A 25,682-nucleotide genomic window follows, 5' to 3' on the forward strand; every position below is an offset into this window, starting at 1 on the left:
GCCAAAGAGGTCAGAACCTGGCCGCGTTCTCCGCATACTGGGGGCATGTCCTCCGAACGTCTGCTGCGGCTGCTGTCCCTGCTGCAAACCCGCCGGGAATGGAGCGGGCCGGAGCTGTGCGAGCGCCTGGGCGTCAGCCCCCGGACCGTCCGCCGCGACATCGACCGGCTGCGCGGCCTCGGCTACCCCGTGCACGCCACGCTCGGCGCGGCCGGCGGGTACGTGCTGGAGGCCGGCGCCGCGATGCCGCCGCTGCTGCTGGACGACGAGGAGGCCGTCGCGATCGCGGTCGGGCTGCGCGCCGCCACCGGCGGAGCGGTCGAGGGCATCGCCGAGGCGTCCGTGCGCGCCATGGCCAAGCTCGAACAGGTGCTGCCCGCGCGGCTGCGGCGCCGTGTCACGGCCCTGCACGCCGCCACCACCACGCTGGGCGCGCCGCCCGCCGGGCCGGTCGCCGACCCCGAGACCCTGGCGGTGCTGGCCGCGGCGTGCCGCGACCACGAGCGCGTCCGCTTCGCCTACCGCGACCACGCCGGCGAGGAGACCCGGCGCCTGGCCGAGCCGCACGGCCTGGTGTCGGCGGGGCGGCGCTGGTACCTGGTCGCGTTCGACGCCGGCCGCGACGACTGGCGGGTCTTCCGCGTCGACCGCGTGTCCGCCCCGCTGCCGACCGGCGTCCGCCGCCCGCCGCGCGAACTGCCCGCCGCCGACACCGCCGAGTACGTCACCCGCTTCCTGGCCGGGTCGCAGCCGGCGACGCGGGCGGTGCTGCTCGTGCACGCTTCCGCGCGGGAACTGGCCGACCGGTTCCGCGTCACCGGCACCGAGGTCGAACCGGTCGACGACCGGACCTGCGTGCTGCGGACCTCCGCCGACTCCCTGGAGTGGACGGCGCTGCGCATCGCCTACCTCGACATCGCCTTCGAGATCCGCGAGCCCGCCGAACTGCGCGACCGCGTCGCGGCCATGGCCGACCGCCTGGCCCGCGCCGCCCGCTGACACCGGTGCCGACGCGTTCCCTGTACCTGACAGAAGGTGTCAGCTTCCCCTGAAAGACTGAGGGCATACCGATCACGAAGGAGCCGATAGATGCCCGGTATCGCGGAATTCGCCGCCGTCACCCTCGACTGCCCGGAGCCGCCGGCGCTCGCCGCGTTCTACGCGGCGGTGACCGGAGGCGAGGTCACCTACGACACCCCCGAGGCCTCCGCCGTCAAGCTGCCCAACGGCCTGGACGTCTACTTCCAGGGCGTCGCCGGGCACCAGGCGCCGACCTGGCCCGAAGGGGACCGGCCCCAGCAGTTCCACCTCGACTTCTACGTCGACGACCTGGACAAGGCCGAGGAGGCCGTCACCGGCCTCGGCGGCGGCAGGCCCGACTTCCAGCCCGGAGGGGACCGCTGGCGCGTCCTCACCGACCCCGCCGGGCACCCGTTCTGCGTCTGCCTCCGCCAGAACTAGCCGAGCACCCGCACCGGCAGGCCGCCGCGCGGCCGCATCGCGGTCACGCTCGTCGGCGTTGCGGCGGTGGAGACCAGGGACAGCCGGGTGCGGCGCAGCAGGCACGCCAGCATCGTCTTGATCTCCACCGTCGCCAGCGTCGAGCCGATGCAGCGGTGCGGACCGCCGCCGAACGGCAGGTACGTCGCGGGCGTGGTGGGGCGGTACAGCGCCGACGACCGGTCCCACCGCTCGGGCCGGAACCGCCCCGCCTGCGGCCACACCTCCGGCATCCGGTGGGTGACGAACGGGGAGTAGAACACCATCGCGCCCGCCGGGACCCGGTGCCCGCCGTAGGTGAAGTCCTCGACCGGGACGCGGGCGCTGAGCACGGCGGGCGGGAACAGCCGCAGCGTCTCGTTCACCACCCCGTCCAGGTACTCGAGCGCGGGCAGGTCGGCGGCCTCGACCGGCCGGTCGCCGACCACCTCGGCCACCTCCCGCCGCGCCCGCTCCTCGGCCTCCGGATGGGCCAGCAGCGCGTACACCGCCCACGCCATCGCGGCGCTGGTGGTGTCGTAGCCGGCCGAGATCAGGCTGATGACCTGGTCCTGGAGCTCCTGGCGGGTCAGGCCCGCGCCGTCCTCGTCGCGCGAGGCCAGCAGCATGCCCAGCACGTCGTCGTGCTCGCCGCCCTCCCGCAGCCGCCGCTCGATCTCCTCGTCCACCCGCCGGGCCACCAGCGCCCGGGAGGCCGCGACGCGCCGCATGTAGGGGTTGGGGACCGAACGCAGCACCATCTGCAGCACGAAGTTGCGGTCCACGGCCGCGAGCGCGACCTGCAGGCGCCGCCCGATCACCTCGCTGTCGGCGGCGAGCCGGTCGCCGAACAGCACCTCGACGGTGCTGCGGCGGATCACCGCGCGCAGCTCGGCGTAGGCGTCCAGGGTCCGGCCGGGGCGCCACGACTCCAGCGCCGCGTCGGTGTTGGCCGCCATCCGCGCCACGTACCCGGCGACGCGCCGGTGGTGGAACGCCGGCTGGACGAGCCGGCGCCGCCGCCGGTGGTCGGCGCCGTCGCTGACGATCAGCGCGGTCTCCCCGTTCACCGGGACCAGCAGGTCGAACGCCTCCCGCCAGCGGAACAGGCCCGAGTTGGCGAACACGAACGTGTTGGCGTCGGGGCCGAACAGGTGCACGAACGGCATCCGGCGCGTCCCGACGACCGCGACCGGGCCCGCCGCGGCGTGCAGGCGCAGCAGGCTCGCGCACGGGTTCAGCGTGAACCCGATCCCGTGCCGGACCGTCAGCGACGGCGAGGGCCCCCGGGCCCTTCCGCCCGCCGTGCGGGCCTTGGAGGGACGGGGCGCGCGTACCGGGATCTCGGGTGCCACGCGCCCACTATGGCACGCCCCGGCGAGGCGCGGGCCGGGCCCGGTGGGAGGATGGGACGCGTGACGGACGACCGCGCGGAAGGGCCCCGCCGACCGAAGCCGGGCACCCAGACGGTGGACCGCTGCGTGGCGGTGCTCCGCTCCTTCGAGGACGCCGAACGGCAGACCCCCACCGAGGTCGCGCACCACCTCGGCCTGTCGGTCAGCACCGCGCACCGCATCGTGCGGGCCCTGCACGACACCGGGATGCTCGCGCAGGACCCCGCGACCGAGCGGTACTTCCTCGGCCCCACCACCGCCATCCTCGGCCGCCTGGCGCTGGAGCGGATGGGCGCGACGCTCCTGCAGCCCGAGCTGACCGCGCTGCGCGACGGGACGGGCGAGGCGGTCAGCCTCGGCGTGCGGGCCGGCGACGAGGTCGCGGTGCTGCTGCACCTGCCGTCGGTGCATCCCCTGCGCTACGACCAGCCGCCCGGCGACCGCAACCCCGTCCACGCGTGCGCGATGGGCAAGGCGCTGCTGGCCTTCGACGACGACCCGGTCGCGATGGACGAGCCGTTCGCCCGCCACACCCCGGCGACCCTCACCACCCGCGCCGATCTGGAGGCCGACCTGGAGGGCGTCCGCGAGCGCGGCTACTCCGTCAACGACGAGGAGCGCCTCGCCGGCGTCCGCGCCGTGGCCGCGCCGGTCCGCGACGGCGGCGGGCGCGTGTTCGCGGCCGTCGCGCTGCAGGGCCCGTCGGTGCGGTTCGGCGACGACCGGCTGCCCGTGCTGGCCGAGGCCGTGCTCGCCGCCGCGGGCCGCCTCACCGACCTGCACCGCCACCTGTCCTAGGCGTCCGCCCGACCCTGACCGCCGCCCGACCCTGACCGCCGCCCGGCCGCCTTGACCGCCGCTCAGCCACCCGGGCCGTCCGCGCCGGGGGAGGTGGCGGCGAGCTCGTCCAGCAGCGCCGCGACCGCCGGCGGCCGCGGGCCCGCCGGGACGACCGCGCTGATGCGGCGGCCGCCGACGCCGCGCACGCCGGGGACCGCGACGCCCGGCTCGGTGTGCAGGCCGAGCGCCAGCGCCGGCAGCGTCGTCACGGCCAGGCCCCGCGCTACCAGTCGCTGGATCGCGACATGGTCCTCGGTGGAGAACGCGATGTCGGGGGTGAACCCGGCCTTGCGGCACGCCCACCGCAGGTGGTCGCGGCACCGCGCGCAGCCCGACGCCCACGTCTCCCCGGCCAGGTCCTCCAGCCGCGGCCGCTCCGCCGACGCCAGCGGATGCGCGGCCGGGACCAGCAGCCGCAGCGGGTCGTCGCACAACACGACCTCCCGGAACCGGGAGTCGGTGTCGGGCGGCGCGGACGCGTGCCGGAACACCACCGCGATGTCGGTGTCCCCGGCGCGCAGCAGCGCCATCGCCTCGGGCGGCTCGGCGTCCACCAGCGTGACCGACACCCCCGGCGCGCGGGCGCGCAGCCGCGCCAGGGCGTCGGGCAGCAGCCCGCCCGCCGCGGTCGGGAACACCGCCACCCGCACCCGCCCGGCGCGCAGCCCCGCGATCGCGGCGATCTGCTCCTCGGCGTCGTCCATGCGGGCCAGGACGTCCTCGACGTGCTCCACCAGGATCCGGCCCGCCTCGGTCAGCCGCACGCCGCGGCCGTGCCGGACCACCAGCGGGGTGCCGACCTCGGCCTCCAGCCGGGCGATGTGGTGCGACACCGCGGGCTGGGTGTAGGACAGGGACCGGGCGGCGGCGGTCATCGAGCCGAGCCGGGCCACCTCGCGCAGGATCCGGCCCCGGTGCAGGTCGAGCATCGCCGCAAGGTATCAACGGAACTGATGGGTCGCCAAGAAAACCGTACTTTGTGCTATGGGCGGGCGGTGCGCCACGATCGGGGCATGAGCCTTTCCCTGCGGGACGCGCAGCGCGAGTTCGTCGCCGGCATCGCCTTCCTCAACACCGCCACCTACGGGCTGCCGCCGCGCGCCGCGCACGAGGCGATGCTCGCGGCCGAACGGGACCGGGCCGCCGGGCTGCTGTCCCCCGACGCGCTGGACGAGGCGGTGACCAGGTCCCGGGAGGCGTTCGCGCGGCTGATCGGCGTCCCCGCCGAGCGGGTCGCGTGCGGCCCGCAGGTGTCCTACTTCACCGGGCTGGTCGCGGCGTCGCTGCCCGCCGGCGCCGAGGTGCTGGTCGCCGACGGCGACTTCACCTCGCTGCTGTTCCCCTTCGCCGCCCGCGCGGACCTGCGCGTCCGTTCCGTCCCGCTGGAGCGCGTCGCCGAGGAGGTCGGCGCGGGCACCGGCCTGGTCGCGGTGTCTGCGGTGCAGTCCGCCGACGGCCGCATCGCCCCCATGGACGCCATCGTCGACGCCGCCCGCGCGCACGGCGCCCGCGTCCTGCTGGACGCCACCCAGGCCGCCGGATGGCTGCCGCTGCCCGCCGGCCGCGTCGACTGGCTGGTCGCCGGCGGCTACAAGTGGCTGCTCGGCCCGCGCGGGACCTGCTTCCTCACCGGCACCCGCGAGGCCCTGGACGCCCTGCCCGCCATCGGCGCCGGCTGGTACGCCGGCGCCGACATCTGGGACTCCATCTACGGGCTGCCGCTGCGCCTGGCAGGCGGCGCCCGCCGCCTGGACCTGTCCCCGGCGTGGCAGTGCTGGGCGGGGCACGCCCCCGCCCTGGAACTGCTGGAGCGGGTCGGCGTCCCCGCGATCCACGACCACGACGTCGCGCTGGCGCGCCGGTTCGCCGCCGGGCTCGGCCTCCCGCCGGGCGACTCGGCGATCGTGTCGGTGCCCGTCCCGGACGGCACCGCCGACCTGCTGCACCGGGGCGGGGTGGCCGCCGCCGTCCGCGCCGGGCGGCTGCGCTGCGCCTTCCACCTCAGCACCACCGAGGCCGACGTCGACAAGGCCGTCGGGCTGCTCGCCCCGCTCGTCCGCGCCGCCGGGTGAAGTTCTTACAAGGTTCGAACAAGGTGCCTTGACCGGCCCTTCCACGCGGTCCCTGCCGGGCCGCGCGCCCTACGTTCGTGCGCATGAACGTACTGCTCACCGGGTCGGCCGGATTCATCGGCTCGCACATCGCCGAGGCCCTGACCGCCGCGGGCCACCGCGTCCGCGGCCTCGACCTGCGCCCCGACGGGCTCGGCGGCCCCGCCGCCGACGTCCGCGACGCCGCGGCCGTCGCGCGGCGGCTGGAGGGCGTCGACGCCGTCTGCCACCAGGCCGCCAAGGTCGGCCTCGGCGTGGACGTGTCCGACCTGCCCGACTACACCTCCGTCAACGTGCAGGGCACCGCCGTGCTGCTGGCCGAGATGGCCCGCGCCGGCGTCGGCGTCCTGGTGCTGGCCTCCTCGATGGTCGTCTACGGGGAGGGCGCCTACACCTGCGCCGCCCACGGCATCGTCCGCCCGCGCCCCCGTCCCGAGGACGCGCTGCGCGCCGGGCGGTTCGAGCCCCCGTGCCCGGCGTGCGGGCATCCGCTCGCCCCCGGCGCCGTCGGCGAGGAGACCCCGCCCGGCCCCCGCAACGTCTACGCCGACACCAAGCTCGCCCAGGAGCACCTCGCCGCGTCGTGGGCGCGCTCCACCGGCGGGTCCGTCGCCGCGCTGCGGTACCACAACGTGTACGGGCCGCGGATGCCGCGCGACACCCCCTACGCCGGCGTCGCCGCGATCTTCCGGTCGCGGCTGATGGAGGGGCGCGAGCCGCTGGTGTTCGAGGACGGCGCGCAGCGCCGCGACTTCGTCCACGTCCGCGACGTCGCCCGCGCCAACGTGCTGGCGCTGGAGCGGGTCGCCACCGCGCCGCCCGAACCCGGCGGGCTGCGCGCCTACAACATCGCCAGCGGCGAGCCCCGCACCATCGGCGACATGGCCGCCGCGCTGTCCGGCGCGTTCGGCGGCCCCGAGCCCCGCGTCACCGGCGGCTACCGGCTCGGGGACGTCCGCCACATCGTCGCCCGGCCCGACCGCGCCCGCCGCGAGCTGGGGTTCTCCCCGGCGGTGACGTTCGCCGAGGGCATGGCCGAGTTCGCCCGGCCGCCCGTCACCAGTTCGTAAGGGTCGTTCCCCCGTCACCGAAAGTAGCGTCTGAGCTGTGATCGATGTGGTTCTCCCGTGCCTCGACGAGGCCGAGGCGTTGCCCTGGGTGCTGACCCGGATGCCCGAGGGCTTCCGGGCCCTGGTGGTCGACAACGCCTCCACCGACGACTCCGCGAGCGTGGCCGCCGCCCACGGCGCCCGCGTCGTCCCTGCGCCGCAGCGCGGCTTCGGCGCCGCCTGCCACGCCGGGCTGCGCGCCGCCGAGACCGAGATCGTCTGCGTGATGGACGCCGACGCCTCGCTCGACCCCGCCGAACTGCCCCGCCTGGTCGCGCGGCTCCACGCCCTGGAGGCCGCCGGGCACCGCGCGCTGGTGCTGGGGCGGCGGCGCCCGACCGGGCCGGGCGCGTGGCCGCCGCACGCCCGCCTCGGCAACGCCGTGCTGGCCCGCTCGCTGAACCGGCGCGCCGGGACCCGGCTGCGCGACCTCGGGCCGATGCGCGCCGCCCGCCGCGACGGCCTGCTCGACCTCGGCCTGCGGGACCGCCGGTTCGGCTACCCCCTGGAGATGGTGCTGCGCGCCGCCGGCGCCGGGTGGCGGATCGAGGAGACCGACGTCGCCTACCGCCCCCGCACCGGCTCCTCGAAGGTGACCGGGACGCTCGGCGGGACGGCCCGCGCCGTCCGCGACATGCGGCGCGTCCTGGCGGAGGTCGCCCGATGACCGGCACGCAGGCGGCCGACGGCCCCGAGCCCGGCTCCGCCGATGTCGTCGTCATCGCCAAGGAGCCGGTCCCCGGCCGGGTCAAGACCCGCCTGACCCCCGCCTACACGCCCGCCGAGGCCGCCGCGCTCGCCGAGGCGTCCCTGCGCGACACCCTCGCCGCCGTCGCCGCCGCACCGGCGGCCCGCCGGATCCTCGCGCTCGCCGGCGACCCCGGGCCGTGGCTGCCGGACGGCTTCACCGTCATCGCCCAGCGCGGCGGCGGCCTGGACGAGCGCCTCGCCCACGCCTTCGACGACGCCTACGCCGGCCGCCCGGTGGTGCTGATCGGCATGGACACCCCGCAGGTCACCCCCGCGCTGCTCGACCGCGCCCGCCGCGGGCTCGGCCGCCGCGACGCGGTGTTCGGGCCCGCCCGAGACGGCGGGTTCTGGCTGCTCGGGCTGCGGCGCCCCAGCGCGGCGCTGCTGCGCGGCGTCCCGATGTCGCGTCCCGACACCGGGGCGGTCCAGCTCGCGCGGCTGCGCGCCGCCGGGCTGCGCATCGCGGCGCTGCCTGAGCTGACCGACGTCGACACCCCCGCCGACGCCGAGGCCGTCGCCGCGGCCGCGCCGGGGAGCCGGTTCGCCGCCGCCGTGCGGGCCCTCGGCCACCGGACCGTCCCGGCATGATCGGCGAACTGTACGAGGAGGCGCTGCAGGGCCGCGCCCCCGTGGAGATCGAGCACGCCGACGGGCGCCGCCGCCCGCTGCCCGTGCACGACTGGCTGGCCGTGCGGCCCGGCGACGGCGGCCTCCTGGACCGCTGCGACGGCGCCACCCTGGACGTCGGCTCGGGGCCGGGCCGGCTGACGGTGGCGCTCGCCCGCCGCGGCCTGCCGGTCCTGGGCATCGACCTGGCCCCCTACGCGGTCGCGCTCACGGTCGCGGCGGGCGGCCCGGCCCTGTGCCGGGACGTGTTCGGCCGCGTCCCGGGCACCGGACGCTGGCGCACCGTGCTGCTCGCCGACGGCAACATCGGCATCGGCGGCGACCCCGCCGCGCTGCTGCGCCGCGTCCTGGCGCTGCTGGCGCCCGGCGGGCAGGTGCTGGCGGAGGTCGGGCCGCCCGGCTCGGCCTCGCGCACCGAGCCGCTGCGGCTGCGCTCGGACCGGTCGGTCGGCGAGTGGTTCACCTGGGCGCACGTGTCCGCCGACGCCGTCACCGGGCTGGCCGCCGCGTGCGCCGCGACCGTGACGGAGTTCTGGGAGGAGGCGGACCGGTGGTTCGTCGCGCTGCGCTCCGGGGACGCGCGCTCATGAGGACCGCGCTCGGCAGGAGCGGCCCGGCCGCCGCGCTGCGCGCGGTCCCGGGGCGGTTCACCAGCCGCCTGCACGACGAGCGGGTCGCCTCCTGGCTCGGCATCGCCCTGGGCGCCGCCGTGCTGGTCTGCTTCGGGACCGGGCTGGTCAGCCACTTCATGCAGCAGCCCGCAGGGTGGATGCGGTGGCCGTCGCGGCCGGTGAACCTGTACCGGGTCACCCAGGGCGTGCACGTCATCGGGGGGATGGCGACCGTCCCGCTCCTGCTGGCCAAGCTGTGGACGGTCTACCCGCGGCTGTGGCAGTGGCCGCCGGTGCGCTCGGTCGTGCACGGCGCGCAGCGGCTGCTGGTGTTCGTCCTGGTCGGCGCGGCGCTGTTCCAGTTCGTCACCGGGGTGATGAACGTCGCCTACTGGTACGCGTTCCGGTTCTACTTCACCACCGCGCACTACTGGACGGCCTACATCCTGGTCGGCGCGCTGGTCGTCCACATCGCCGACCAGTGGTCCAAAGCGCGCCGCACCGTGATGACCCGCCCGCAGGACGGCGTCGGGCGGCGCGGCTTCCTGCTCACCGTCGCCGGCGCGAGCGGCGTCGTCGCGCTCGCCACGGTGGGGGAGGCCGTCACGCCGCTGGCGCCGCTGGCGGTGCTGGCGCCCCGCCGCCCCGGCACCGGGCCGCAGGACGTCCCGGTCAACAAGTCGGCCGCCGCGACCGGCGTCACCGCCCGGGCCCGCGACCCCCGCTGGCGGCTCACCGTCACCGGCCGCGTCGCGCGGGAGGTCACCCTGTCCCTGGCCGACCTGCGTGCGCTGCCGCAGCACACCGTGCGGCTGCCGATCTCGTGCGTGGAGGGCTGGAGCGTGGAGGCGTCCTGGCACGGCGTGCGGCTGCGGGACGTGCTGCGCCTGGCCGGCGTCGCCGACGACGCGCAGGTGCTGGTCGAGTCGCTGCAGCGGCAGGGCCTCTACCGCACCTCCCTGGTCGCTCCGCCGCACTGGCACGACCCGCTGACGCTGCTGGCCCTCGGCATGAACGGCGCGCCCCTCGCCCTCGACCACGGCCACCCCTGCCGCCTCATCGCCCCGAACCGGCCCGGGGTCATGCAGACCAAATGGATCCACCGGCTGGTGGTCTCGTGAACGCGCGGACCGCGTCGAAGGCGGCCGCGTACGCGGTGGGGCTGGCGCTCATCGCCTACGGGCTGCGCGGCATCGTGACCGATGTCCCCGTGACCCGGTGGGCGAAGTGGTTCGCGGGGGCGGCGGTCCTGCACGACGCCGTCCTGGTCCCGGCGGTGCTGGCCGCGGGCGCGCTCACCGGCCTGGTGCCGGCCGGGCACCGGCGCATCGTGCGCGCCGCGCTCGTCGTCGGCGCCTGCGTGACCGCCGTCGCGATCCCCGTCGTGCTGGCCTACGGGCGCCGCGCCGACGAGCCGTCCCGGCTGCCGCTGCCCTACGGCCGCAACCTGGCGATCGTGCTGGGCGCCATCGCCGCCGCGGCGGCCTGCGCCCTCGTGGTCCGCGCGGTCACCGCGCACCGCACGGCCGGAGACGGGAGACACGGGAGACACGGCGGGGCGACGCGCGCTCCGAAGCCCTCGCGGAAGGAGCCTGGGCGATGACGCTCACCGACGCGCACGGCCGGGTGGAGGCGGCCGGGCCGCCGAAGGGGCGCGGCCGGTCCGGACGGGTCGCCGTCGCGGTGTGGGCGGCCGGGATCGCGGCGGCCTTCGCCGTGGGCTGGTACCTGCGCCGCGCGGGCCTGTCCACCGAGGACGCGCTGCCGCCGCTGCACGCGCGGGCGCGGGGCTGGCCGCCGCCTTGGCGGCTGCTGCCGGCGGCGGCGCTGGCGGCCCTGGCCGCGGCGGCGCTGCCCGCGCTGGCGGCCCGGCTGCCGTGGCGGGCGCTGCCGCCGGTCGCGTGGGCGTCGGCCGCCGCGTGGACGGTGGCGCTGGCCGCCTCCGACGGGTGGGGCGCGCTCGCCGGGCCGCTGGAGGCGCCGACCGAGTACCCGGCGGGCCTGGCGCAGCTGCGCCCCGACCCGCTGGAGTGGCTGCGGACCTTCACCGAGCGGCTCGGCGGCTACACCACGCACGTGCGGGGGCATCCGCCGCTGCCGATGCTCGTCCTGTGGGCGCTGGAGAAGGCCGGCCTCGGCGGCACCGGGTGGGCGGCGGCGCTCGTCATCGCGGCGGGGACGTCGTCGGTCGCGGCGATCGCGGTCACGGTGCGGTGCGTGGCGGGGGAGCGGGCGGCGCGGGCCGCGGTGCCCTTCCTGGTGCTGGCGCCGCTGGCGGTGTGGGTCGCCACCGCGATGGACGCGTTCTTCCTCGCGGTCGCGGCCTGGGGGACGGCCCTGCTCGCGCTGGCCGCGCGGGGGTCGGGGGCGCGGGCGCTCGCCGCGGCCGTGGGGGGCGGACTGCTGCTCGGGTGCCTGCCGTATCTGAGCTACGGGCTGCTGCCGCTGTACGCGGTGCCGCTCGCGGTCGTGCTGCTGCTCCGTCCCCGGGCGCGGGTGCTCGCGGCCGCCGGCGCGGGGCTGGCGGTGACCCCGGCCGCCTTCACGCTGCTGGGGTTCTGGTGGCCCGACGGCGTCCGCGCCACCCTGGACACCTACCTGGTCAGCCGCGGGTCGGCGCAGCGCTCCTACGCCTACTTCCTGCCGGCCAACCTGGCGGTGCTGGGTCTGCTGACCGGTCCGGCGGTGGCGCACGCGCTGCCGCGCACCCTGGCCGTCCTGCGGCGAGGCGTGCCGTGGCGGCAGGTGCTGAGGCGGGACGCGGGGGCCCGGACGGTCCCGCCCGCGGCGGCGGTGGCGGCGCTGGCGGGCGCGGCGCTGCTCGGTGTGCTGGTCCTGGACCTGTCGGGCGTGACCCGGGGCGAGGTCGAGCGGATCTGGGTGCCGTTCGCCGCCTGGCTCGCGGTCGCCGCCGCCGTGGACCGCCCCTCCGCGGGGGCGAGGGGCTGGCTGGCCGCGCAGGCGGCGACCGCGCTGGCCCTCCAGGCGCTCGTGCTGTCCCCCTGGTGAGCCCCCGCGCGGTCATGGTTCGGCGGGCGCCGAAGCGATGGCGCGTTAGCGTCCGCGCATGAGCGACACAGAATTGAAGGAGCGGCTGGCCGACCGGTTCCGGGAGGTCAACGGCGACCACCCGATGACCGCCGCCGACGACGCCTACGCCACCGCGTGGTACACCGACCTGGAGGGCCTGTGCCGCGCCGCCGGCCGCGACGCCGACGAGGTGCGGCGGCTGATGCTGGAGGGCCGGCTGCCGCTGCCCGGCTATCTGCGCTCCGACGGGGCCGAGATGGTGCCGGCGGACCTGTTCGACCTGGCCGACCAGGCGGGCGGCGTCGACGCGCTGGAGGGGTGGTTCCGCGCGCACTGGGACGACGAGACCACCGCCGGGCAGGAGTGGTCCGCCTACCTGTCGGGCCAGTACGTGTGCCTGCGCTCAGTGACACCCAGCACGATCCAGTACAAGGACGCCCTGGTCGCCGCGATCGAGGCGGCGCCGGGAGAGCCGGACGCCGGGACGCCGGCCTGGACGCGCCGCCTGCACGCGCTGGTCGACGAGCTCGACGCGCTGGAGCCGCCGTTCACCGCCTACGACCGGCTGCGGTTCGGGGGCCCGGTGTCGCGGGACCTGTGCATCGACGCCGTGCGGGCCCGCTACCCGCGCCCGGCGCCCGACCCCGCCGGCGCCCGACCCGTCAGGGCCTGATGGACCGCGCGCCCGCCGCGGTCGTCACCAGGCGACGGGACCGTCGTCGTCGAAGAACCCGCCGGTGGGGCCGTCGCCGTCCAGTGTCGCGAGCTTGATCGCGACGGCGGCGCCCTGCGCGGCGGTGCGCGTGGTCGTCCGGCCGGTCGCGCGGGTGAACTCGACGGTGAAGTCGGTCGCGCACGCGCCGGGCGCGGCGGCGTTGACCAGGATCCCCGACCCCCGCAGCCGCTTGGCGTACTGGATCGTCAGCATGTTCAGCGCCGCCTTGGAGGCCGGGTAGGCGGCCGAGCCCGGCACGTCCCAGAAGTAGTGGCCCGGGTCGGTCATGGCGGCCATCGAGGACGTGCCGCTGGAGATGTTCACGATCCGCGCCGCGGGGGCCCGGCGCAGCAGCGGCAGCATCGCGTTGGTCACCCTGATCACGCCGAACAGGTTGGTGTCGAACACACGGCGCACGACGTCCAGGTCGGCCTCGTCCGGGAAGTGCAGCGCCCCGCCGGAGATGCCGGCGTTGTTGACCAGCACGTCCAGGCGCCCGGGGGACGCCGCGATCGCACGGGCCGCCGCCTCGACCGCGGCCTGGTCGGTGACGTCGAGGACGAGGGCGCGGGCGTCGTGCCCCGCCTCGCGCAGCGACGCGGCCGCCTTCTCGCCCCGCCCCGGGTCGCGGGACCCGATCAGGACGGTCATGCCGCGTGCGGCGAGCCCTTCGGCGACGGCGTACCCGATGCCCTTGTTGGCTCCGGTCACCAGGGCGGTCTCGGTGGTGTGCTCAGGTGTGGCGCTCATGCCCTGAAGCCCACCACCGGTGGCGGCGCCGGGGCCAACACCGATCCCGCCGCAATCAATACCCTGAGGGTATGGATGTGGTGGAGACGCGGGAGCTGACCTACTTCCTGGCGGTGGCGCGGGAGCTGCACTTCGGCCGGGCGGCCGAGAAGCTCGGCATCGCGCAGCCGCCGCTGTCGCGGGCGATCGGCCGGCTGGAGCGGCGCCTGGGCGTGCCGCTGCTGGAGCGCACGAGCCGCCGGGTGGCGCTCACCCCGGCGGGGGAGACCCTGCTGGCCGAGGGCGGCGCCGCGCTGGAGGCCGTCGCGGCGGCGGTCCGGCGGACGCGGCGCGCAGGCGCCGACGAGCCCAGGCTCGTCCTGGCGATGAAGCCCGGCGGGGACGGCGGCGGCCTGCTGCCACGGATCCTGGCCGCCTACGAGCGCGAGCCGCAGGCGCTGCCGGTGGAGATGCTGTTCGGGTACGGGGCGGCGGACGCGCTGCGCGACGGCCGCGCCGACGCCGCCCTGCTGTACGCGCCGCGCCAGGACGTCACGGGCCTGGCCACCGAGGAGCTGATGCAGGAGCGGCAGGTGGTGGTCGTGCCCAAGGGGCACCGCCTGGCGGGCCGCGCCGAGGTGTCGATGGCCGACCTGGACGGCGAGGTGCTGCCGCGGCGCCCGCCCGGCGCGGGGCCAGGTGCGGGTCCCGGTGACGGGCCCGTGATCGGGGACGGCGGCCAGCTGATGCAGCTCATCGCGCTCGGGCGGATGGTCGCGGTGCTGCCGGAGTCGATGCGCGGGCTGCTGCGCGACGACCTGGCGGCGATGCCGGTCCGCGACGCCGCGCCGACCACGCTCGTGCTCGCCTGGTCCGAGGCGTCCCGGTCCCGGGCACTGGCCGCGTTCGTGCGCGCCACGACCGCCGCCGCGGCCGCGTTCACCGCCTCTCACCTGCGCTGATGCCGCCGCGAAAAATATCTGAGGAAATCTTCGGCGGAATGTCGATCCGGCGGCCGCCCGTGCGACGCGTCAGTGAAAGGCCGATGAGACACCCGCACGGAAGGACCACCGCCATGAGCGCCCAGACCCACACCGCCGCCCCCGCCGCCCGCGTCACCGCCGCCTCCGCCGGGGAGCGCCGCACGCTGCGCAAGGTGCTGTGGGGCGCGCAGATCCTGCTCGCCGCGTTCCTGTTCTTCGCCTCGGCGCTGCCGAAGTTCGCCGGGCAGGCCGACGCCGTCGCCACCTTCGACGAGATCGGCTGGGGCCAGTGGTTCCGGTACGTGACCGGGGCCGTCGAGGCGGCCGGCGCGATCGGGCTGGTGGTCCCGCGGCTGGCCGGGCTCGCCGCGACCGGGCTGATCGGCCTGATGGCCGGCGCCGCCCTCACCCAGCTGCTGGTGCTGGAGCCGGCGTGGGCGCTGCTGCCCGTCGGGTTCGCGGTCGTGTTCGCCGCCGTCGCCTGGGACCGCCGCGCCGAGTCCCGCGAGGTGCTGCGCTCGCTGAAGCGCTGACGCGGCACACCTCCGTTCGGCGGACGGCCCGGAAGCCCGAGGGGCTCCGGGCCGTCCGCCGTCCGGCGTGCCCTCGGCGGGGCGGCCGTCAGCCGTTCCCGGGCAGCAGGGCGCGCAGTTCGGCGGTGAGGGCCTCGGCCTCCTCGGGGCGGCCGTGGTAGGCGGCCGGGGTGTTCTGGAACAGCTCGACTCGCCATTCGCCCATGAGCTGGGACGCGGTGAGGGTCTGCACCGCGTTCGCGGCGGGGCTCAGGTCGGCCGAGCCGGGCGGGACCATCCCGGCGACGGCGCGCAGCACGGCGGCGCCGGGGGCGATCAGCCGGACGTCGCGCACCAGGCCGACGTAGTGGGCGGTGGGGTGGTCGGCGAAGATCCGGTCCAGCTGCGCGGCGATCCGCGCGCGGCCCGAGTGCAGGGTGCCGTCGAACCCGACCGCCTCGCCGTCGTCGCGGAAGGGGGCGGCGAACGCGGCGCCGTCGCGGGCGTTCCAGCCGTCCAGGACGCGCCGGTACAGGTCGCGGACGGCCTCCAGCGCGCCGAGCCGCTCGGCATAGCGGTCGTGGTGGACCTGCCAGCGGGCGGTGGTCCAGTTCGGCCAGTCGACGCGGGCGCCGTCGAGGGCCTCGGCGAGGTAGTCCAGGTGCAGGTGCCATCCGGCGAGGGTGCGGATGAGGAACTCGCCGGGCAGCTGGACGTCGCTGGTGAACACCAGGTGCGTCCCTTCGGCGGCGGGCGCCAGCTCCCAGCGCAGCCTGCCGTGCAGGTCGGAGTCCAGTTCCAGCAGCCGCGGCGGGTCGAACTCGGTGACGGTGCCGCGCGCGCTGGCCTCCTCGGCGGCGTCGCCGGCGTTGAGCCAGCGCAGCTCGAACTTGCCGCCGACGGCGGGCTCCAGGACGGCCTCGGCGAGCCAGGCCGACAGCTCGGCGGGGTCGGTGAGGGCCTTCCAGACGCGCTCGGGCGGGTGGCGCAGGCGGCGCTCGAAGCGCAGCAGGGCGCGCCCGTCGCGCTGGGTGGCGGTGCCGTCGGGTGCGTGCGGGTCGCCGGTGCTCATCTCGCCTCGCCTCTCGTCGGTGGTTCGGGCCCGGACGCGCGGACGCCGCGCCCGGGGCCCCGCGCCCCACCGAACATAGCCGGAACAGCATATAACTGGCAAGGCATGAGAGGGTCAGGGCGGCGGCAGGGTGAGCAGGGTGTGCCCCCAGGTCAGGCCCGCGCCGAAGCCGGCGAGCAGCACCAGGTCGCCGGGGCCGATCCGGTGCGTCCGCACGGCCCGGTCGAGGGCGTAGGGGATGCTGGCGGCGCCGATGTTGCCGACCTGGTCCCCGACGATCGCCAGTTGGCCCGGCTCCAGCCCGGCCTCCCCGGCCAGCGAGGCGACCAGCCGCGGGTTCGGCTGGTGCGGGATGACCAGGGCCAGGTCGGCGGGCTTGACCCCGGCGTTCTCGGTCGCCTCGGCCACCAGCCGAGGGAAGACCGCGGTGATGAAGTCGCGGACCGCGCGGCCGTCCATGTGGATCGTGTGGCCGAGCCCGGCGAGGGTCTCGGCGCTGGCGGGCAGCCGGCTGCCGCCGGCGGGGATGAGCACGTCGTCCACGCCCGAGCCGTCCGATCCGAGGGTGATCGGGCCGATGCCGTGCCCGGCCGGGGCGGGGCCGACGACCGCGGCGGCGGCGCCGTCCCCGAACAGCGCGGCGGTGGCGCGGTCGGCGCGGTTGAGGAACCGCGAGTACACCTCCACCCCGATGACCAGCACGTAGGGGGAAGAGCCGCGCTGGGTGGCGAGCCAGCCGATCGCGGTCTGCAACCCGAACACGAACCCGGTGCAGGCGGCGGAGATGTCGAACGCGGCGGCGCGGCCGGCGCCCAGCATCGCCTGCACGCGGCAGGCGGTGGACGGGGCGATCACGTCGGGCGTGGAGGTGCCGAGCACGATCAGGCCGATGTCGGCGGCCCGCAGCCCGGCCGCGCGCAGCGCCGCGTCGGCGGCGGCCGCGGCCAGGTCGGAGGCGGCCTCGCCGGGCGCGACGACGTGCCGCCGCCGGATCCCGGTGCGCCGCTCGATCCAGTCCGGCTCCAGGCCCAGGGAGCGGGACAGGTCGGCGCTGTGCGCGACCTCGCGGGGCAGGTGGGCGCCGGTTCCGAGGATCGTCCACCCCCGCCCGCCGTCGCGCGCTGCTCGGCCGCCGTCCGCCGGGGACGTCCGGTGCGCGTCGGGCACGGTCATGTGTCCTCCCTATCGCCCCATTGATGGTTGTCAGCCCCATCCCATAAGTGAATAATCCCATTTCAGGGTTTTGGTCCATAACCGAGTAATAAGCGGCCGTTGGCTTAATAGAAAAGGCAGCCTTCCTTCAAGGTAAGGAGACCCCGCGTGCCCGCACCCCCGTTCCGTCCGGCCGACGAGCTCGAACCCGGCGACACCTGCGCATTCCTGTTCCCCGGCACCGGCGCGGCGGGCGTACCCGACCTGCCCGCCCTGGCCCGCACCGGCCCCGGCGCCGCCCGCGCCGTCGCCGACGTCCTGGACGCCGTGCAGGAGGGCCTGCCGCGCCACGGATGGCCGAGCCTGCGCTCGATCCTCATGGACGATCCCGGCGGCTACCGGGAGGCGGCCCGCACCCCGGGCGTCGCCCAGCTCGCCGGCTACGCCGCGTCCGTCGCCGTGGACCGCGCCCTGCGGGCGCACGGCGTGCACCCCGCGTTCGCGGTCGGGCAGAGCTTCGGGGAGATCGCCGCGCTGGTCTGCGGGGGCGCGTTCGCGATCACCGACGGCGCCCGCATGGCCGTCGCGGCGGTCGGCGTCCTGGCCCGGCACGGCGGAGGCGGCGGCATGGGCCTGCTGGAGGCCGGCGAGGACCGCACCCTCGCCTGCATCGACGCCGCGGGCGCCCCGGAGGTGGTCGTCGCCTGCCTGAACGCCCCGCATGTCACGGTCGTGTCCGGGCCCGACGGGCCGCTGGACGCCGTCCTGGAGGCCGCGCGCGGCCAGGGCGTGAACGCCGTGCGGCTCGCCGTGCCCTACCTGTCCCACCACCCGGCGATGGCCGGCGCCGACGACGAGTGGTACGCCATGATCCGCGGCTTCCCGCAGCGGCCCCTGGAGCTCACGGTCCACTCCCCGGTGCGCGGCCGCGCCTACCGCGACGACGACGACCTGCACCGCGCCATGGCCGACTGCATCGTCAAACCCGTCCGGCTGCCCGAGGCCCTGAGCGCCGTCCACGCGGCGGGCGCGACGGTGTTCGCCGAGGCCGGCGCCGGCAACGCGCTGTGCCAGTGCGCGCGGCTGACCATCCCGGACGTGCGGACGCTGGCGCCGCTGCGCGACCGCCCCCGCCACGGCCTGACCGGCAAGGCCGCCCCCGCCGCCAGCCCGTCCGGCGAGCGAAAGGACCCCGCGTGAACACCGACGCCGAGGACCTGCGCCAGTTCGTGCACGGCGCTTCCCTGGACGCCAAGGCGCGCGCCCGCCTGGAGGAGGCCGTCCCCGAGGAGTTCTTCACCGTCCCGGGCGGGCTCACCGCGCCCGACCGGCACGCGCTCACCTACGAGCGGCTGCGCCGCGCCGGGCTGGCCGCCCCGCCCGCCGGCGAGCTGCTGGCCGACCCTCCGGCGCTGTGCGCGCTGCTGGAGCGCGCCGCGGTCGCCGACCCGCCGCTGTTCCACCTGATGCTGCTGCACTACACCCTCGCGCTCGGCCCGATCCTGCGGTTCGGCGCCGGGCAGGACGGGGCGCGGCGGGCGCGCGAGTCCCTGGAGTCGATGGCCTCGTTCGGGACACTGCTGATGACCGAGGTCGGACGCAGCAACAGCCACCTGTCGCCCCGCACCGTCGCCCGCCACGACCCCGCCACGGGCGGGTTCGTGCTCAGCACGCCGGACTCCCGGGCCGCCAAGTTCCCCACCAACACCGCCCACCCGGACCTGCCCAAGACCGCCGCCGTCTACGCCACCCTCGTCCACGGAGGCGAGGAGCGCGGGGTGTTCGTGTTCGCGGTCCCGCTGCGCGGGCCCGGCGGCGCCGTCCCGCCCGGCGTGCGGATCGTCCCGGCGCCGGAGACCACCGGCCTGCAGGTCGACTACGCCGCCGTGCTCCTGGAGGACGTCCGCGTCCCCTACGAGGCGTGGCTGCGCGACGGCGCGAGCATCGGCGCCGACGGGGCCTTCCACGACCCGGCGGGGTCCGCGGCGGCGCGGCTGACCCGCTCGATGGGCATCGCCCCGCCGGTGTGGCGGGCGGTGATCTCCGCCTCCGCCGCGATCACCCGGGCGTCGGCCGAGATGCTGCTGGCCCACTCGGCGGGCCGCGCTACCCTCGGCCGGCTCGCGCCGCGCCGCCCGCTGACCGACTACCGCAACCAGCAGGAAGCGGTGCTCGGGGCGATCGCGTCCGCCTACGCCCTCACCGCCGTCGCCGCCCACGTCACCACCCCGGGCCCGGCGGCGGGCGGGGCCGCGGAAGGCGCCGCCGCCGAGGGCGGCCCGTCGACCGCCTGGGCGCCCTGGTCGGCGGTCGACCGGGACCTGGCGCTGCTGAAGGCGGCCGCGACCGTCCAGGCGCAGGAGACGGTGTCGGCATGCCGGGTGCACAGCGGCGCCCCCGGCTTCGCAGCCGTGGAGCGCCTCAACGCCTACCGGGGCCTCACGCACGCCTACCAGAACGCCGGCGGCGACAACGAGCTGATCCTCTACGACACCGCCCGCGCGATGGCCGACCTCGACCGCTACGTCCCGCCCGAACCCGGGCTCGGGCCGCCCGACGACGGCGACCTGGACTCCCCGCGCGTGTGGCTGTTCCTGGCCCGCGACGCCGAGCGCCGGATGCGCGACCGGCTCGCGGGCCGGGTCGAGGCGGCCCTGCGCGGCGGCGAGGACGCCTTCACCGCCTGGAACGGCAACCTGGCGCTGGCCGCGCGGACCGCCACCGCCTGCGCCGACCGGGTCATCCTGGAGATCCTCGCCGCGGCCGACGGCGCCGGGCCGCGCGCGCTCGGGCCCGTCCTGCGCCTGCACGCCCTGGACCGGCTGGAGCGCCGCGCGGCCGGCCTGCTCAACGAGGGGGTCGTCCCGCCCGGGTTCCTGGACGAGGTGTGGGCCGCGCGGCGCCGCACCTGCGACGAGCTGGCGCCGCGCGCGGCGGAGCTGGCCGCCGCGTTCGAGCTGCCCGCCCCCGTCACCGCGCCCGCCGCGTTCCTGGTCTGAAAGCCCCCGGCGCGGGAAGAAACGGCACGCCACGCCCCTAATTCGCGAAGGAGGCGGGGGAACCAGCGCAAGGTGGCTACCGTTCTCGTTAGACAGACCGAACGCGGGTGATGGCGCCCGCAGCCGATACGGAGGTAGACACAGTGGGAGTCAGTCTGAGCAAGGGCGGCAACGTCTCGCTGACCAAGGAGGCCCCCGGACTGACCGCCGTCGTGGTCGGACTCGGGTGGGACGTGCGGACCACGACCGGTACCGACTTCGACCTCGACGCCAGCGCCCTGCTGTGCTCGGCGGAGAACAAGGTCCTGTCGGACCAGCACTTCGTGTTCTTCAACAACCTCAAGAGCCCCGACGGGTCGGTCGAGCACACCGGCGACAACCTCACCGGCGAGGGCGAGGGCGACGACGAGGCGATCAAGGTGAACCTGACGGCCGTGCCGGCCGAGGTCGCCAAGATCGTGTTCCCGGTGTCGATCTACGACGCCGACAGCCGCCAGCAGAGCTTCGGGCAGGTCCGCAACGCCTTCATCCGCGTGGTGAACCAGTCCGACAACAGCGAGATCGCGCGCTACGACCTCTCGGAGGACGCCTCGACCGAGACCGCGATGGTGTTCGGCGAGCTGTACCGCAACGGCGCCGAGTGGAAGTTCCGCGCGGTGGGCCAGGGCTACGCCTCGGGCCTGTCGGGCATCGCCTCCGACTTCGGGGTCAACGTCTGATCTGCCCGCACGTGAAAAGGGGCGCCCCCATCGCGGGGGCGCCCCTTTCACGTCCTGCCGGAGGGGCGGGGCGGGCGGGTCAGCGGGCGGGGACGACGGCGAGGGCCTCGATCTCCACGAGCAGGTCGTCGCGGACCAGGCGCGACACCTCGACCAGCGACGCGGCGGGCGCGACGTGCTCGGGGACGAACTCGGCGCGCACGGCCCGCACGACCCCGACGCCGCTCACGTCCCGCAGGAAGTACCCGAGCCGCACGACGTGCTCCCAGCGGGCGCCGGCGGCGGTGAGCGCGGTCTCCAGGTTGGCGAACACCTGACGGGTCTGGGCCTCCAGGTCGCCGGGGCCGACCAGGTTCCCGGCCGAGTCCAGCGCGATCTGGCCGCTCACCACCACCAGCCGGCCGGGCACGTCGACGGAGACGGCGTGGCTGTATCCGGGGCCCGGCGCGAGGCCCGGCGCGTCGATCTGGCGGTTGGCGGGGCGCGGTTCGTCGCTCATCACAAGATCACGATACCGGCGGGCGGGCGAGCAGCTCCTCGCGCAGCCGGGTCTTGAGGATCTTGCCGCCGGGGTTGCGGGGCAGGCCGTCCGCGCGGAACCAGAAGTGCGCGGGGACCTTGAACGCGGCGATCCGCCCGTCCAGGAACTCCTGGAGCTCCCGGCCGGTCAGCGCGGCGCCGGGCCGCGGCACGACCACCGCGCCCACCTCCTCGCCGAGGACCTCGTGCGGGACGCCGATCACGGCGCAGTCGGCGACGGCCGGGTGCTCGTAGAGGGCGGCCTCGACCTCGGCGCAGTAGATGTTCTCGCCGCCGCGGATCAGCATGTCCTTGGCGCGGTCGACGATGTAGACGAACCCGTCGGCGTCCAGGCGGGCCAGGTCGCCGCTGTGGAACCAGCCGTCCACGAACGCCTCGGCGGTCGCCTCGGGCCTGTTCCAGTAGCCCTTGATCACGTTGGGGCCCTTGATGAGCAGCTCGCCGACCTCGCCGGTCGGCAGGTCCTCCCCGGCGGGCCCGACGACCCGCACGTCGCAGACCGCGACGGGCGGGCCGACGCTCTCGGGCCGCTCCAGGTAGTTCACGCCGCCGTTGTAGGTGGTGACCGAGGAGGTCTCGGTCAGGCCGTACCCGTTGCCGGGCACCCGGTCGGGCAGCCGCTCCTTGATCTTGTCGACGAGGGCGGGCGCGGCCGGCGCGCCGCCGTAGCTGACGCCGGTCAGGCTGGAGGTGTCGTAGTCGCCGAAGTCGGGGGAGGTCAGCACCTGCCAGGCCATCGTCGGCACGCCGCCGAACCCGGTGACGCGCTCCCGCTCGATCAGCTCCAGCGCCGTGCGGACGTCCCACCGGTACATCAGCACGACGGTGCCGCCCTGCAGGGCGCTGGTCACCAGCACCGAGTGGCAGCCGGTGGCGTGGAAGAACGGGACGCTCAGCAGCGTCACGCGCGGCTGCGGCGCGGCGAGATCCTCGACCGTGCGGCCGGCGCGCACGCCTGCCGACATGATCCCGTAGGCGAGCCCGACGGGGTTGCCGGCGATGTTGCGGTGCGTACCGAGGGCGCCCTTGGGGCGGCCGGTGGTGCCGGAGGTGTAGAAGATCGTCGCCTCGTCCTCGGGGTCGAGCGGCACCCCGGGCAGGGAGGCGGCGTCAGGGTCGCCGCCGTCGCCGACGACGTCCTCGAACGCCTCCATGCCCGCGGGAACGGCGCCGTCCGGCCGCGCGACCAGGCACGCCACGCCCAGCTCCGGCAGCACGCCGGCGAGCCGCTCGGCGCGCTCGGCGTCGGCGACCAGGACCTTGGCGCCGCTGTCGGCCAGCCCGTACTCCAGCTCCGCGGCGCTCCACCAGGCGTTCAGCGGGACCACGACGGCGCCGGCGACGGCCGCGCCGAAGAACGCCACCGACCACTCGGGGTAGTTGCGCATCGCGATCGCGACCCGGTCGCCCTTGGCGATCCCGTACCGGTCGGCCAGCAGCCGCGCGAACGCGGCCGCCCGCGCGTAGTGCCCGGCGAAGGTGAGCCGGTCGTCCTCGTAGACCAGGAAGTCCTTGCCGCCGTGCGCGCGGGAGATCTCCAGGATGTCGCGCAGGGTGGTCGGGGCGTTCTTCCAGACGCGGGTCCGCACGCCGCGGATCCGCACCTCCTCCATCTCGAACAGCTGCCCCGGCGCCGTCATCGCCGCCCGGACCTCGGCGATGCCCGGCAGCGGCCGCCCGGCCTCCTGCACGTCCCGGTCCTGCACATCCCGGTCCTGCACGTCGCGCCTCCCGCGGGGTGGCGGCGCACCGTCGGGGCGGGCCGTCCGCCGAACACGATTCGGTGCGCCGTGCCGGAAAATGTATGGCCCGCGTCACACGCGGGTCAACGCCCCGGCGCCGCGCGGACCTCGGGGAACGGGTCCGGCCGAACGGTCCGGAGGAAGATCCCTGCCTGCGACAATGGGGACATGAGCGAGCGCAAGCCGATCGAGTACTGGCTGTCGGACATGGACGGCGTCCTGGTCCACGAGGGCCGCCCCGTCCCTGGGGCCGAGGAGTTCATCCGCCGCCTGGCGGCGTCGGGGAAACCGTTCCTCGTCCTGACCAACAACTCGATCTACACCCGGCGGGACCTGTCGGCCCGCCTGGCGGCGGCCGGGCTGGCCGTGCCGGCGGAGGCGATCTGGACCTCGGCGCTGGCCACCGCCCGGTTCCTGGCCGACCAGCGGCCCGAGGGCTCGGCCTACGTGATCGGGGAGGCAGGCCTGACGACGGCGCTGCACGAGGCGGACTTCGTCCTCACCGACATCGACCCCGACTATGTGGTGCTCGGCGAGACCCGCACCTACAGCTTCTCCCAGATCACCCGCGCGATCCGGCTGATCGAGGGCGGCGCCCGGTTCGTGGCGACCAACCCCGACCCGATCGGCCCGTCCCCGGAGGGCTCGCTGCCGGCCTGCGGCGCCGTCGCCGCGATGATCACCCGCGCGACCGGGGTGGAGCCCTACTTCGTCGGCAAGCCGAACCCGCTGATGATGCGCACGGCGCTGAACGTGGTCGGCGGGCACAGCGAGAGCACCGCGATGATCGGCGACCGCATGGACACCGACATCGTCGCCGGGGTCGAGGCGGGGCTGGAGACGGTCCTGGTGCTGACCGGCGTCACCCGCAAGGAGGAGATCGCACGGTTCCCGTTCCGCCCGCACCGCGTCGTGCCGTCCATCGCCGACCTCATCGACCTGGTCTGACCGCGCCGGTCGCCCCGGCACCCCGCGCCCCCGCGTCCCGCGCGGCGGGCCCGGGGCGGCCGTAGACTCGCAGACGCCATGCGCACGATCAGACAGGGCGGCTCGGTTGAGCTGGAGATCCGCAGGTCCCGGTTCGTCTGCACGCTCGCCCGCGCAGCCGACGAGGCCGAGGCGGCCGCGTTCATCGCCGCGCACCGGCGGGCGCACCGCGACGCCACCCACAACTGCACCGCCTACGTCGTCGGCGAGCACGGCGAGATCACCAAGAGCAGCGACGACGGCGAGCCGGCCGGGACGGCGGGGATCCCGATGCTGGAGGTGCTGCTGCGGCGCGGGCTGACCGGCACGGCCGCGGTCGTCACCCGCTACTTCGGCGGGGTCAAGCTCGGCGCGGGCGGGCTGGTGCGCGCCTACGGGCAGGCGGTCGCCGACGCCGTCGACGCCGTCGGGGTGGTGGAGCTTCGCCCGGTGGTGACGCTCACCGTCGCCGTGGACCACGCGTTGGCGGGGCGGTTCCTGGGCGACCTGCACGCCCGCGGGCACCAGCCCGGCGACGTCCGCTACGGGACGGGCGTGGAGGCCGACGTGGCGGTGCCCGTCACCGAGCTGGAGGCGTTCGAGGCGTGGGCCGCGGAGGTCACCGCCGGGCGCGCGTCGGTGCGGCGAGGCGCGCCCGGCCACATCGAGGTGCCCGTCCCGTGACCGGCCCGCCGGCGCGATGCCCCCGGCGGACCCCTGCCCGCGGGGCGGGGGCAGGCCGAGCCCCGGCGCCGGCCGGCCGGGAGCGTCGGCTCAGCCGCTGAGGAACTCGGCCAGGGCGGGAGCGAGCACGGCCGGGTCGACGTCGTGGTTCTGGCCCTCCAGGGTGCGGTGCGTCCCGGCGGGCAGGTGCGCGGCGGTGCGGCGGGCGATGTCGCGCATCCAGGAGGGGCTGTCGCCGCCGTCCAGCACCAGGGCCGGGACGGTGACGCGGCCGAGCAGGTCCTCCGGCAGCACGGCGCCCGTCGCGGCGTCGTCCATGACCGCCGAGTCGTAGGCGAGGCTGGGCGCCAGCGCCTCCAGCGCGGGCCACATCGGCGCGCCCCGCATATGCCCGATCATCTCCTCCGGCATCCCGACGGCGGTCATGAACAGGGCGAGGGCGTCCCCGCGGCGCCCGTCGGCCAGCAGGCCGGTCAGCTCGGTGTTGTAGGCGCGGGCGTGGGTGATCCGCTCGTCGTGGGCGGGGTTGAAGGGCGGTTCGAACAGCGCGAGGCGGGTGATGGGCAGCCCGTGCGCGGCGGCGCGCAGCGCCAGGACGGCGCCCGACGACATCCCGTACACCGCGGCGGACCCGCCGGCGGCCTCGATGACGGCGGCCAGGTCCTCGATCTCCCGTTCGACGGCGTAGGGCGGGGTGTCGCCGCTGTCGCCGCGTCCCCGCCGGTCGTAGGTGAACACGGTGTGGTGCGGGGCCAGCAGCCCGGCGAGCGCGGCCCCGGAACCGCGGTCGTTGAGGGCGCCGCCGACATGGACCAGGGCGGGCCCCTCGCCGGTCCGTTCGACCGCGATGCTCGTGCCGTCCTTGGAGTGCGTGGTTTCCATGAAGGTTTCCTTCCCAGGTGACCGGCCTTGTGCGGC

General features: G+C 76.2%; 27 protein-coding genes. 19 read left to right on the forward strand and 8 right to left on the reverse strand.

The window, feature by feature from the left end; genetic code table 11:
* Window positions 1-45: 45 nt before the first annotated feature.
* Together K4S16_RS08815 and K4S16_RS08820 are read left to right on the forward strand one after the other, a co-directional pair.
* Window positions 46-999, forward strand: coding sequence for a YafY family protein (locus tag K4S16_RS08815; RefSeq protein WP_149258360.1), 954 nt, complete (start codon window positions 46-48; stop codon window positions 997-999).
* Between the two features lie 90 nt (window positions 1,000-1,089).
* Window positions 1,090-1,461 (forward strand): VOC family protein, encoded by a 372-nt coding sequence (locus tag K4S16_RS08820; RefSeq protein WP_149258361.1) that lies wholly within the window; start codon window positions 1,090-1,092, stop codon window positions 1,459-1,461.
* Here K4S16_RS08820 and K4S16_RS08825 read toward each other — a convergent pair.
* Window positions 1,458-2,834, reverse strand: a complete 1,377-nt coding sequence (locus K4S16_RS08825) for a cytochrome P450 (protein ID WP_235036665.1) — start codon at window positions 2,832-2,834, stop codon at window positions 1,458-1,460. The genes K4S16_RS08820 and K4S16_RS08825 overlap by 4 nt on opposite strands.
* A gap of 60 nt (window positions 2,835-2,894) precedes the next feature.
* Here K4S16_RS08825 and K4S16_RS08830 point away from each other — a divergent pair, with 60 nt between their 5' ends.
* On the forward strand, window positions 2,895-3,671 hold the full coding sequence (locus K4S16_RS08830; protein WP_160160870.1) for an IclR family transcriptional regulator: 777 nt from the start codon (window positions 2,895-2,897) through the stop codon (window positions 3,669-3,671).
* 62 nt (window positions 3,672-3,733) lie between these two features.
* Here K4S16_RS08830 and K4S16_RS08835 read toward each other — a convergent pair whose 3' ends face one another.
* On the reverse strand, window positions 3,734-4,642 hold the full coding sequence (locus K4S16_RS08835) for a LysR family transcriptional regulator (RefSeq protein WP_149258363.1): 909 nt from the start codon (window positions 4,640-4,642) through the stop codon (window positions 3,734-3,736).
* A gap of 84 nt (window positions 4,643-4,726) precedes the next feature.
* Here K4S16_RS08835 and K4S16_RS08840 point away from each other — a divergent pair, with 84 nt between their 5' ends.
* From K4S16_RS08840 to K4S16_RS08880, 9 genes are all read left to right on the forward strand, one after another.
* Entirely contained in the window at window positions 4,727-5,785 is a 1,059-nt protein-coding gene (locus K4S16_RS08840; RefSeq protein WP_149258364.1) for an aminotransferase class V-fold PLP-dependent enzyme, read from the forward strand.
* Window positions 5,786-5,868: 83 nt separating this feature from the next.
* Window positions 5,869-6,894: an NAD(P)-dependent oxidoreductase gene (locus tag K4S16_RS08845; RefSeq protein WP_149258365.1), complete on the forward strand. Its 1,026-nt coding sequence runs from the start codon at window positions 5,869-5,871 to the stop codon at window positions 6,892-6,894.
* Window positions 6,895-6,931: 37 nt separating this feature from the next.
* The gene (locus K4S16_RS08850; protein WP_200841757.1) at window positions 6,932-7,600 is read left to right on the forward strand and encodes a glycosyltransferase family 2 protein; all 669 of its coding nucleotides are present in this window, start codon (window positions 6,932-6,934) and stop codon (window positions 7,598-7,600) included.
* On the forward strand, window positions 7,597-8,271 hold the full coding sequence (locus tag K4S16_RS08855; protein WP_149258366.1) for a TIGR04282 family arsenosugar biosynthesis glycosyltransferase: 675 nt from the start codon (window positions 7,597-7,599) through the stop codon (window positions 8,269-8,271). The genes K4S16_RS08850 and K4S16_RS08855 overlap by 4 nt, the downstream gene beginning before the upstream one ends.
* Window positions 8,268-8,900, forward strand: a complete 633-nt coding sequence (locus K4S16_RS08860; RefSeq protein ID WP_149258367.1) for a methyltransferase domain-containing protein — start codon at window positions 8,268-8,270, stop codon at window positions 8,898-8,900. Before K4S16_RS08855 ends, K4S16_RS08860 begins: the two co-directional genes overlap by 4 nt.
* Window positions 8,897-10,042, forward strand: a complete 1,146-nt coding sequence (locus K4S16_RS08865) for a molybdopterin-dependent oxidoreductase (protein WP_149258368.1) — start codon at window positions 8,897-8,899, stop codon at window positions 10,040-10,042. The genes K4S16_RS08860 and K4S16_RS08865 overlap by 4 nt, the downstream gene beginning before the upstream one ends.
* Window positions 10,039-10,524, forward strand: a complete 486-nt coding sequence (locus tag K4S16_RS08870; protein WP_149258369.1) for a hypothetical protein — start codon at window positions 10,039-10,041, stop codon at window positions 10,522-10,524. Before K4S16_RS08865 ends, K4S16_RS08870 begins: the two co-directional genes overlap by 4 nt.
* A complete protein-coding gene (locus tag K4S16_RS08875) occupies window positions 10,521-11,930 on the forward strand; it encodes a hypothetical protein (protein ID WP_149258370.1) in 1,410 nt (469 codons plus the stop codon). Before K4S16_RS08870 ends, K4S16_RS08875 begins: the two co-directional genes overlap by 4 nt.
* A 58-nt stretch (window positions 11,931-11,988) precedes the next feature.
* A complete protein-coding gene (locus K4S16_RS08880; RefSeq protein ID WP_149258371.1) occupies window positions 11,989-12,624 on the forward strand; it encodes a DUF6058 family natural product biosynthesis protein in 636 nt (211 codons plus the stop codon).
* A gap of 24 nt (window positions 12,625-12,648) precedes the next feature.
* Here K4S16_RS08880 and K4S16_RS08885 read toward each other — a convergent pair whose 3' ends face one another.
* On the reverse strand, window positions 12,649-13,416 hold the full coding sequence (locus K4S16_RS08885) for an SDR family NAD(P)-dependent oxidoreductase (protein WP_149258372.1): 768 nt from the start codon (window positions 13,414-13,416) through the stop codon (window positions 12,649-12,651).
* A 71-nt stretch (window positions 13,417-13,487) separates the two neighbouring features.
* Here K4S16_RS08885 and K4S16_RS08890 point away from each other — a divergent pair, with 71 nt between their 5' ends.
* Together K4S16_RS08890 and K4S16_RS08895 are read left to right on the forward strand one after the other, a co-directional pair.
* Window positions 13,488-14,357, forward strand: a complete 870-nt coding sequence (locus K4S16_RS08890; RefSeq protein WP_200841758.1) for a LysR family transcriptional regulator — start codon at window positions 13,488-13,490, stop codon at window positions 14,355-14,357.
* A gap of 113 nt (window positions 14,358-14,470) precedes the next feature.
* A complete protein-coding gene (locus K4S16_RS08895; RefSeq protein WP_149258373.1) occupies window positions 14,471-14,911 on the forward strand; it encodes a DoxX family protein in 441 nt (146 codons plus the stop codon).
* A gap of 88 nt (window positions 14,912-14,999) precedes the next feature.
* Here K4S16_RS08895 and K4S16_RS08900 read toward each other — a convergent pair whose 3' ends face one another.
* Window positions 15,000-15,962: an SgcJ/EcaC family oxidoreductase gene (locus K4S16_RS08900; RefSeq protein WP_149258374.1), complete on the reverse strand. Its 963-nt coding sequence runs from the start codon at window positions 15,960-15,962 to the stop codon at window positions 15,000-15,002.
* Window positions 15,963-16,076: 114 nt separating this feature from the next.
* Window positions 16,077-17,135, reverse strand: coding sequence for a 3-oxoacyl-ACP synthase III family protein (locus tag K4S16_RS08905; RefSeq protein ID WP_200841759.1), 1,059 nt, complete (start codon window positions 17,133-17,135; stop codon window positions 16,077-16,079).
* Window positions 17,136-17,282: 147 nt separating this feature from the next.
* Between K4S16_RS08905 and K4S16_RS08910 the strand changes: the two genes are divergently transcribed.
* The 3 genes from K4S16_RS08910 (at window position 17,283) to K4S16_RS08920 (ending at window position 20,832) form a co-directional block, all read left to right on the forward strand.
* Window positions 17,283-18,314 (forward strand): ACP S-malonyltransferase, encoded by a 1,032-nt coding sequence (locus tag K4S16_RS08910; protein ID WP_149258375.1) that lies wholly within the window; start codon window positions 17,283-17,285, stop codon window positions 18,312-18,314.
* Entirely contained in the window at window positions 18,311-20,113 is a 1,803-nt protein-coding gene (locus K4S16_RS08915; protein ID WP_149258376.1) for an acyl-CoA dehydrogenase, read from the forward strand. The genes K4S16_RS08910 and K4S16_RS08915 overlap by 4 nt, the downstream gene beginning before the upstream one ends.
* Window positions 20,114-20,256: 143 nt before the next feature.
* Complete coding sequence (locus tag K4S16_RS08920) at window positions 20,257-20,832, forward strand: TerD family protein (RefSeq protein WP_149258377.1); 576 nt, start codon at window positions 20,257-20,259, stop codon at window positions 20,830-20,832.
* A 79-nt stretch (window positions 20,833-20,911) separates the two neighbouring features.
* Here K4S16_RS08920 and K4S16_RS08925 read toward each other — a convergent pair whose 3' ends face one another.
* Together K4S16_RS08925 and K4S16_RS08930 are read right to left on the reverse strand one after the other, a co-directional pair.
* Window positions 20,912-21,331: a RidA family protein gene (locus K4S16_RS08925; RefSeq protein ID WP_149258378.1), complete on the reverse strand. Its 420-nt coding sequence runs from the start codon at window positions 21,329-21,331 to the stop codon at window positions 20,912-20,914.
* 7 nt (window positions 21,332-21,338) lie between these two features.
* A complete protein-coding gene (locus K4S16_RS08930) occupies window positions 21,339-23,093 on the reverse strand; it encodes a class I adenylate-forming enzyme family protein (protein WP_235036666.1) in 1,755 nt (584 codons plus the stop codon).
* Between the two features lie 189 nt (window positions 23,094-23,282).
* Here K4S16_RS08930 and K4S16_RS08935 point away from each other — a divergent pair, with 189 nt between their 5' ends.
* Window positions 23,283-24,062, forward strand: a complete 780-nt coding sequence (locus tag K4S16_RS08935; RefSeq protein ID WP_149258379.1) for an HAD-IIA family hydrolase — start codon at window positions 23,283-23,285, stop codon at window positions 24,060-24,062.
* 78 nt (window positions 24,063-24,140) lie between these two features.
* Window positions 24,141-24,764 carry a YigZ family protein gene (locus K4S16_RS08940; protein WP_149258380.1) on the forward strand — a complete coding sequence of 208 codons (624 nt, stop codon included), beginning with the start codon at window positions 24,141-24,143 and terminating at the stop codon, window positions 24,762-24,764.
* Between the two features lie 90 nt (window positions 24,765-24,854).
* On the opposite strand, the gene K4S16_RS08945 is transcribed toward K4S16_RS08940, so the two are convergent.
* Window positions 24,855-25,646 (reverse strand): alpha/beta fold hydrolase, encoded by a 792-nt coding sequence (locus K4S16_RS08945; RefSeq protein ID WP_149258381.1) that lies wholly within the window; start codon window positions 25,644-25,646, stop codon window positions 24,855-24,857.
* Window positions 25,647-25,682: the final 36 nt, after the last annotated feature.

This window comes from Actinomadura sp. K4S16 (assembly GCF_008327685.1).
GTDB lineage: Bacteria > Actinomycetota > Actinomycetes > Streptosporangiales > Streptosporangiaceae > Spirillospora.

Coding starts and splice junctions, on each gene's coding strand:
- K4S16_RS08815 (WP_149258360.1), top strand. CDS start 46: ATGTCCTCCGAACGTCTGCTGCGGCTGCTGTCCCTGCTGCAAACCCGC.
- K4S16_RS08820 (WP_149258361.1), top strand. CDS start 1,090: ATGCCCGGTATCGCGGAATTCGCCGCCGTCACCCTCGACTGCCCGGAG.
- K4S16_RS08835 (WP_149258363.1), bottom strand. CDS start 4,642: ATGCTCGACCTGCACCGGGGCCGGATCCTGCGCGAGGTGGCCCGGCTC.
- K4S16_RS08840 (WP_149258364.1), top strand. CDS start 4,727: ATGAGCCTTTCCCTGCGGGACGCGCAGCGCGAGTTCGTCGCCGGCATC.
- K4S16_RS08845 (WP_149258365.1), top strand. CDS start 5,869: ATGAACGTACTGCTCACCGGGTCGGCCGGATTCATCGGCTCGCACATC.
- K4S16_RS08855 (WP_149258366.1), top strand. CDS start 7,597: ATGACCGGCACGCAGGCGGCCGACGGCCCCGAGCCCGGCTCCGCCGAT.
- K4S16_RS08860 (WP_149258367.1), top strand. CDS start 8,268: ATGATCGGCGAACTGTACGAGGAGGCGCTGCAGGGCCGCGCCCCCGTG.
- K4S16_RS08865 (WP_149258368.1), top strand. CDS start 8,897: ATGAGGACCGCGCTCGGCAGGAGCGGCCCGGCCGCCGCGCTGCGCGCG.
- K4S16_RS08875 (WP_149258370.1), top strand. CDS start 10,521: ATGACGCTCACCGACGCGCACGGCCGGGTGGAGGCGGCCGGGCCGCCG.
- K4S16_RS08880 (WP_149258371.1), top strand. CDS start 11,989: ATGAGCGACACAGAATTGAAGGAGCGGCTGGCCGACCGGTTCCGGGAG.
- K4S16_RS08885 (WP_149258372.1), bottom strand. CDS start 13,416: ATGAGCGCCACACCTGAGCACACCACCGAGACCGCCCTGGTGACCGGA.
- K4S16_RS08890 (WP_200841758.1), top strand. CDS start 13,488: ATGGATGTGGTGGAGACGCGGGAGCTGACCTACTTCCTGGCGGTGGCG.
- K4S16_RS08895 (WP_149258373.1), top strand. CDS start 14,471: ATGAGCGCCCAGACCCACACCGCCGCCCCCGCCGCCCGCGTCACCGCC.
- K4S16_RS08900 (WP_149258374.1), bottom strand. CDS start 15,962: ATGAGCACCGGCGACCCGCACGCACCCGACGGCACCGCCACCCAGCGC.
- K4S16_RS08905 (WP_200841759.1), bottom strand. CDS start 17,135: ATGACCGTGCCCGACGCGCACCGGACGTCCCCGGCGGACGGCGGCCGA.
- K4S16_RS08925 (WP_149258378.1), bottom strand. CDS start 21,331: ATGAGCGACGAACCGCGCCCCGCCAACCGCCAGATCGACGCGCCGGGC.
- K4S16_RS08935 (WP_149258379.1), top strand. CDS start 23,283: ATGAGCGAGCGCAAGCCGATCGAGTACTGGCTGTCGGACATGGACGGC.
- K4S16_RS08940 (WP_149258380.1), top strand. CDS start 24,141: ATGCGCACGATCAGACAGGGCGGCTCGGTTGAGCTGGAGATCCGCAGG.
- K4S16_RS08945 (WP_149258381.1), bottom strand. CDS start 25,646: ATGGAAACCACGCACTCCAAGGACGGCACGAGCATCGCGGTCGAACGG.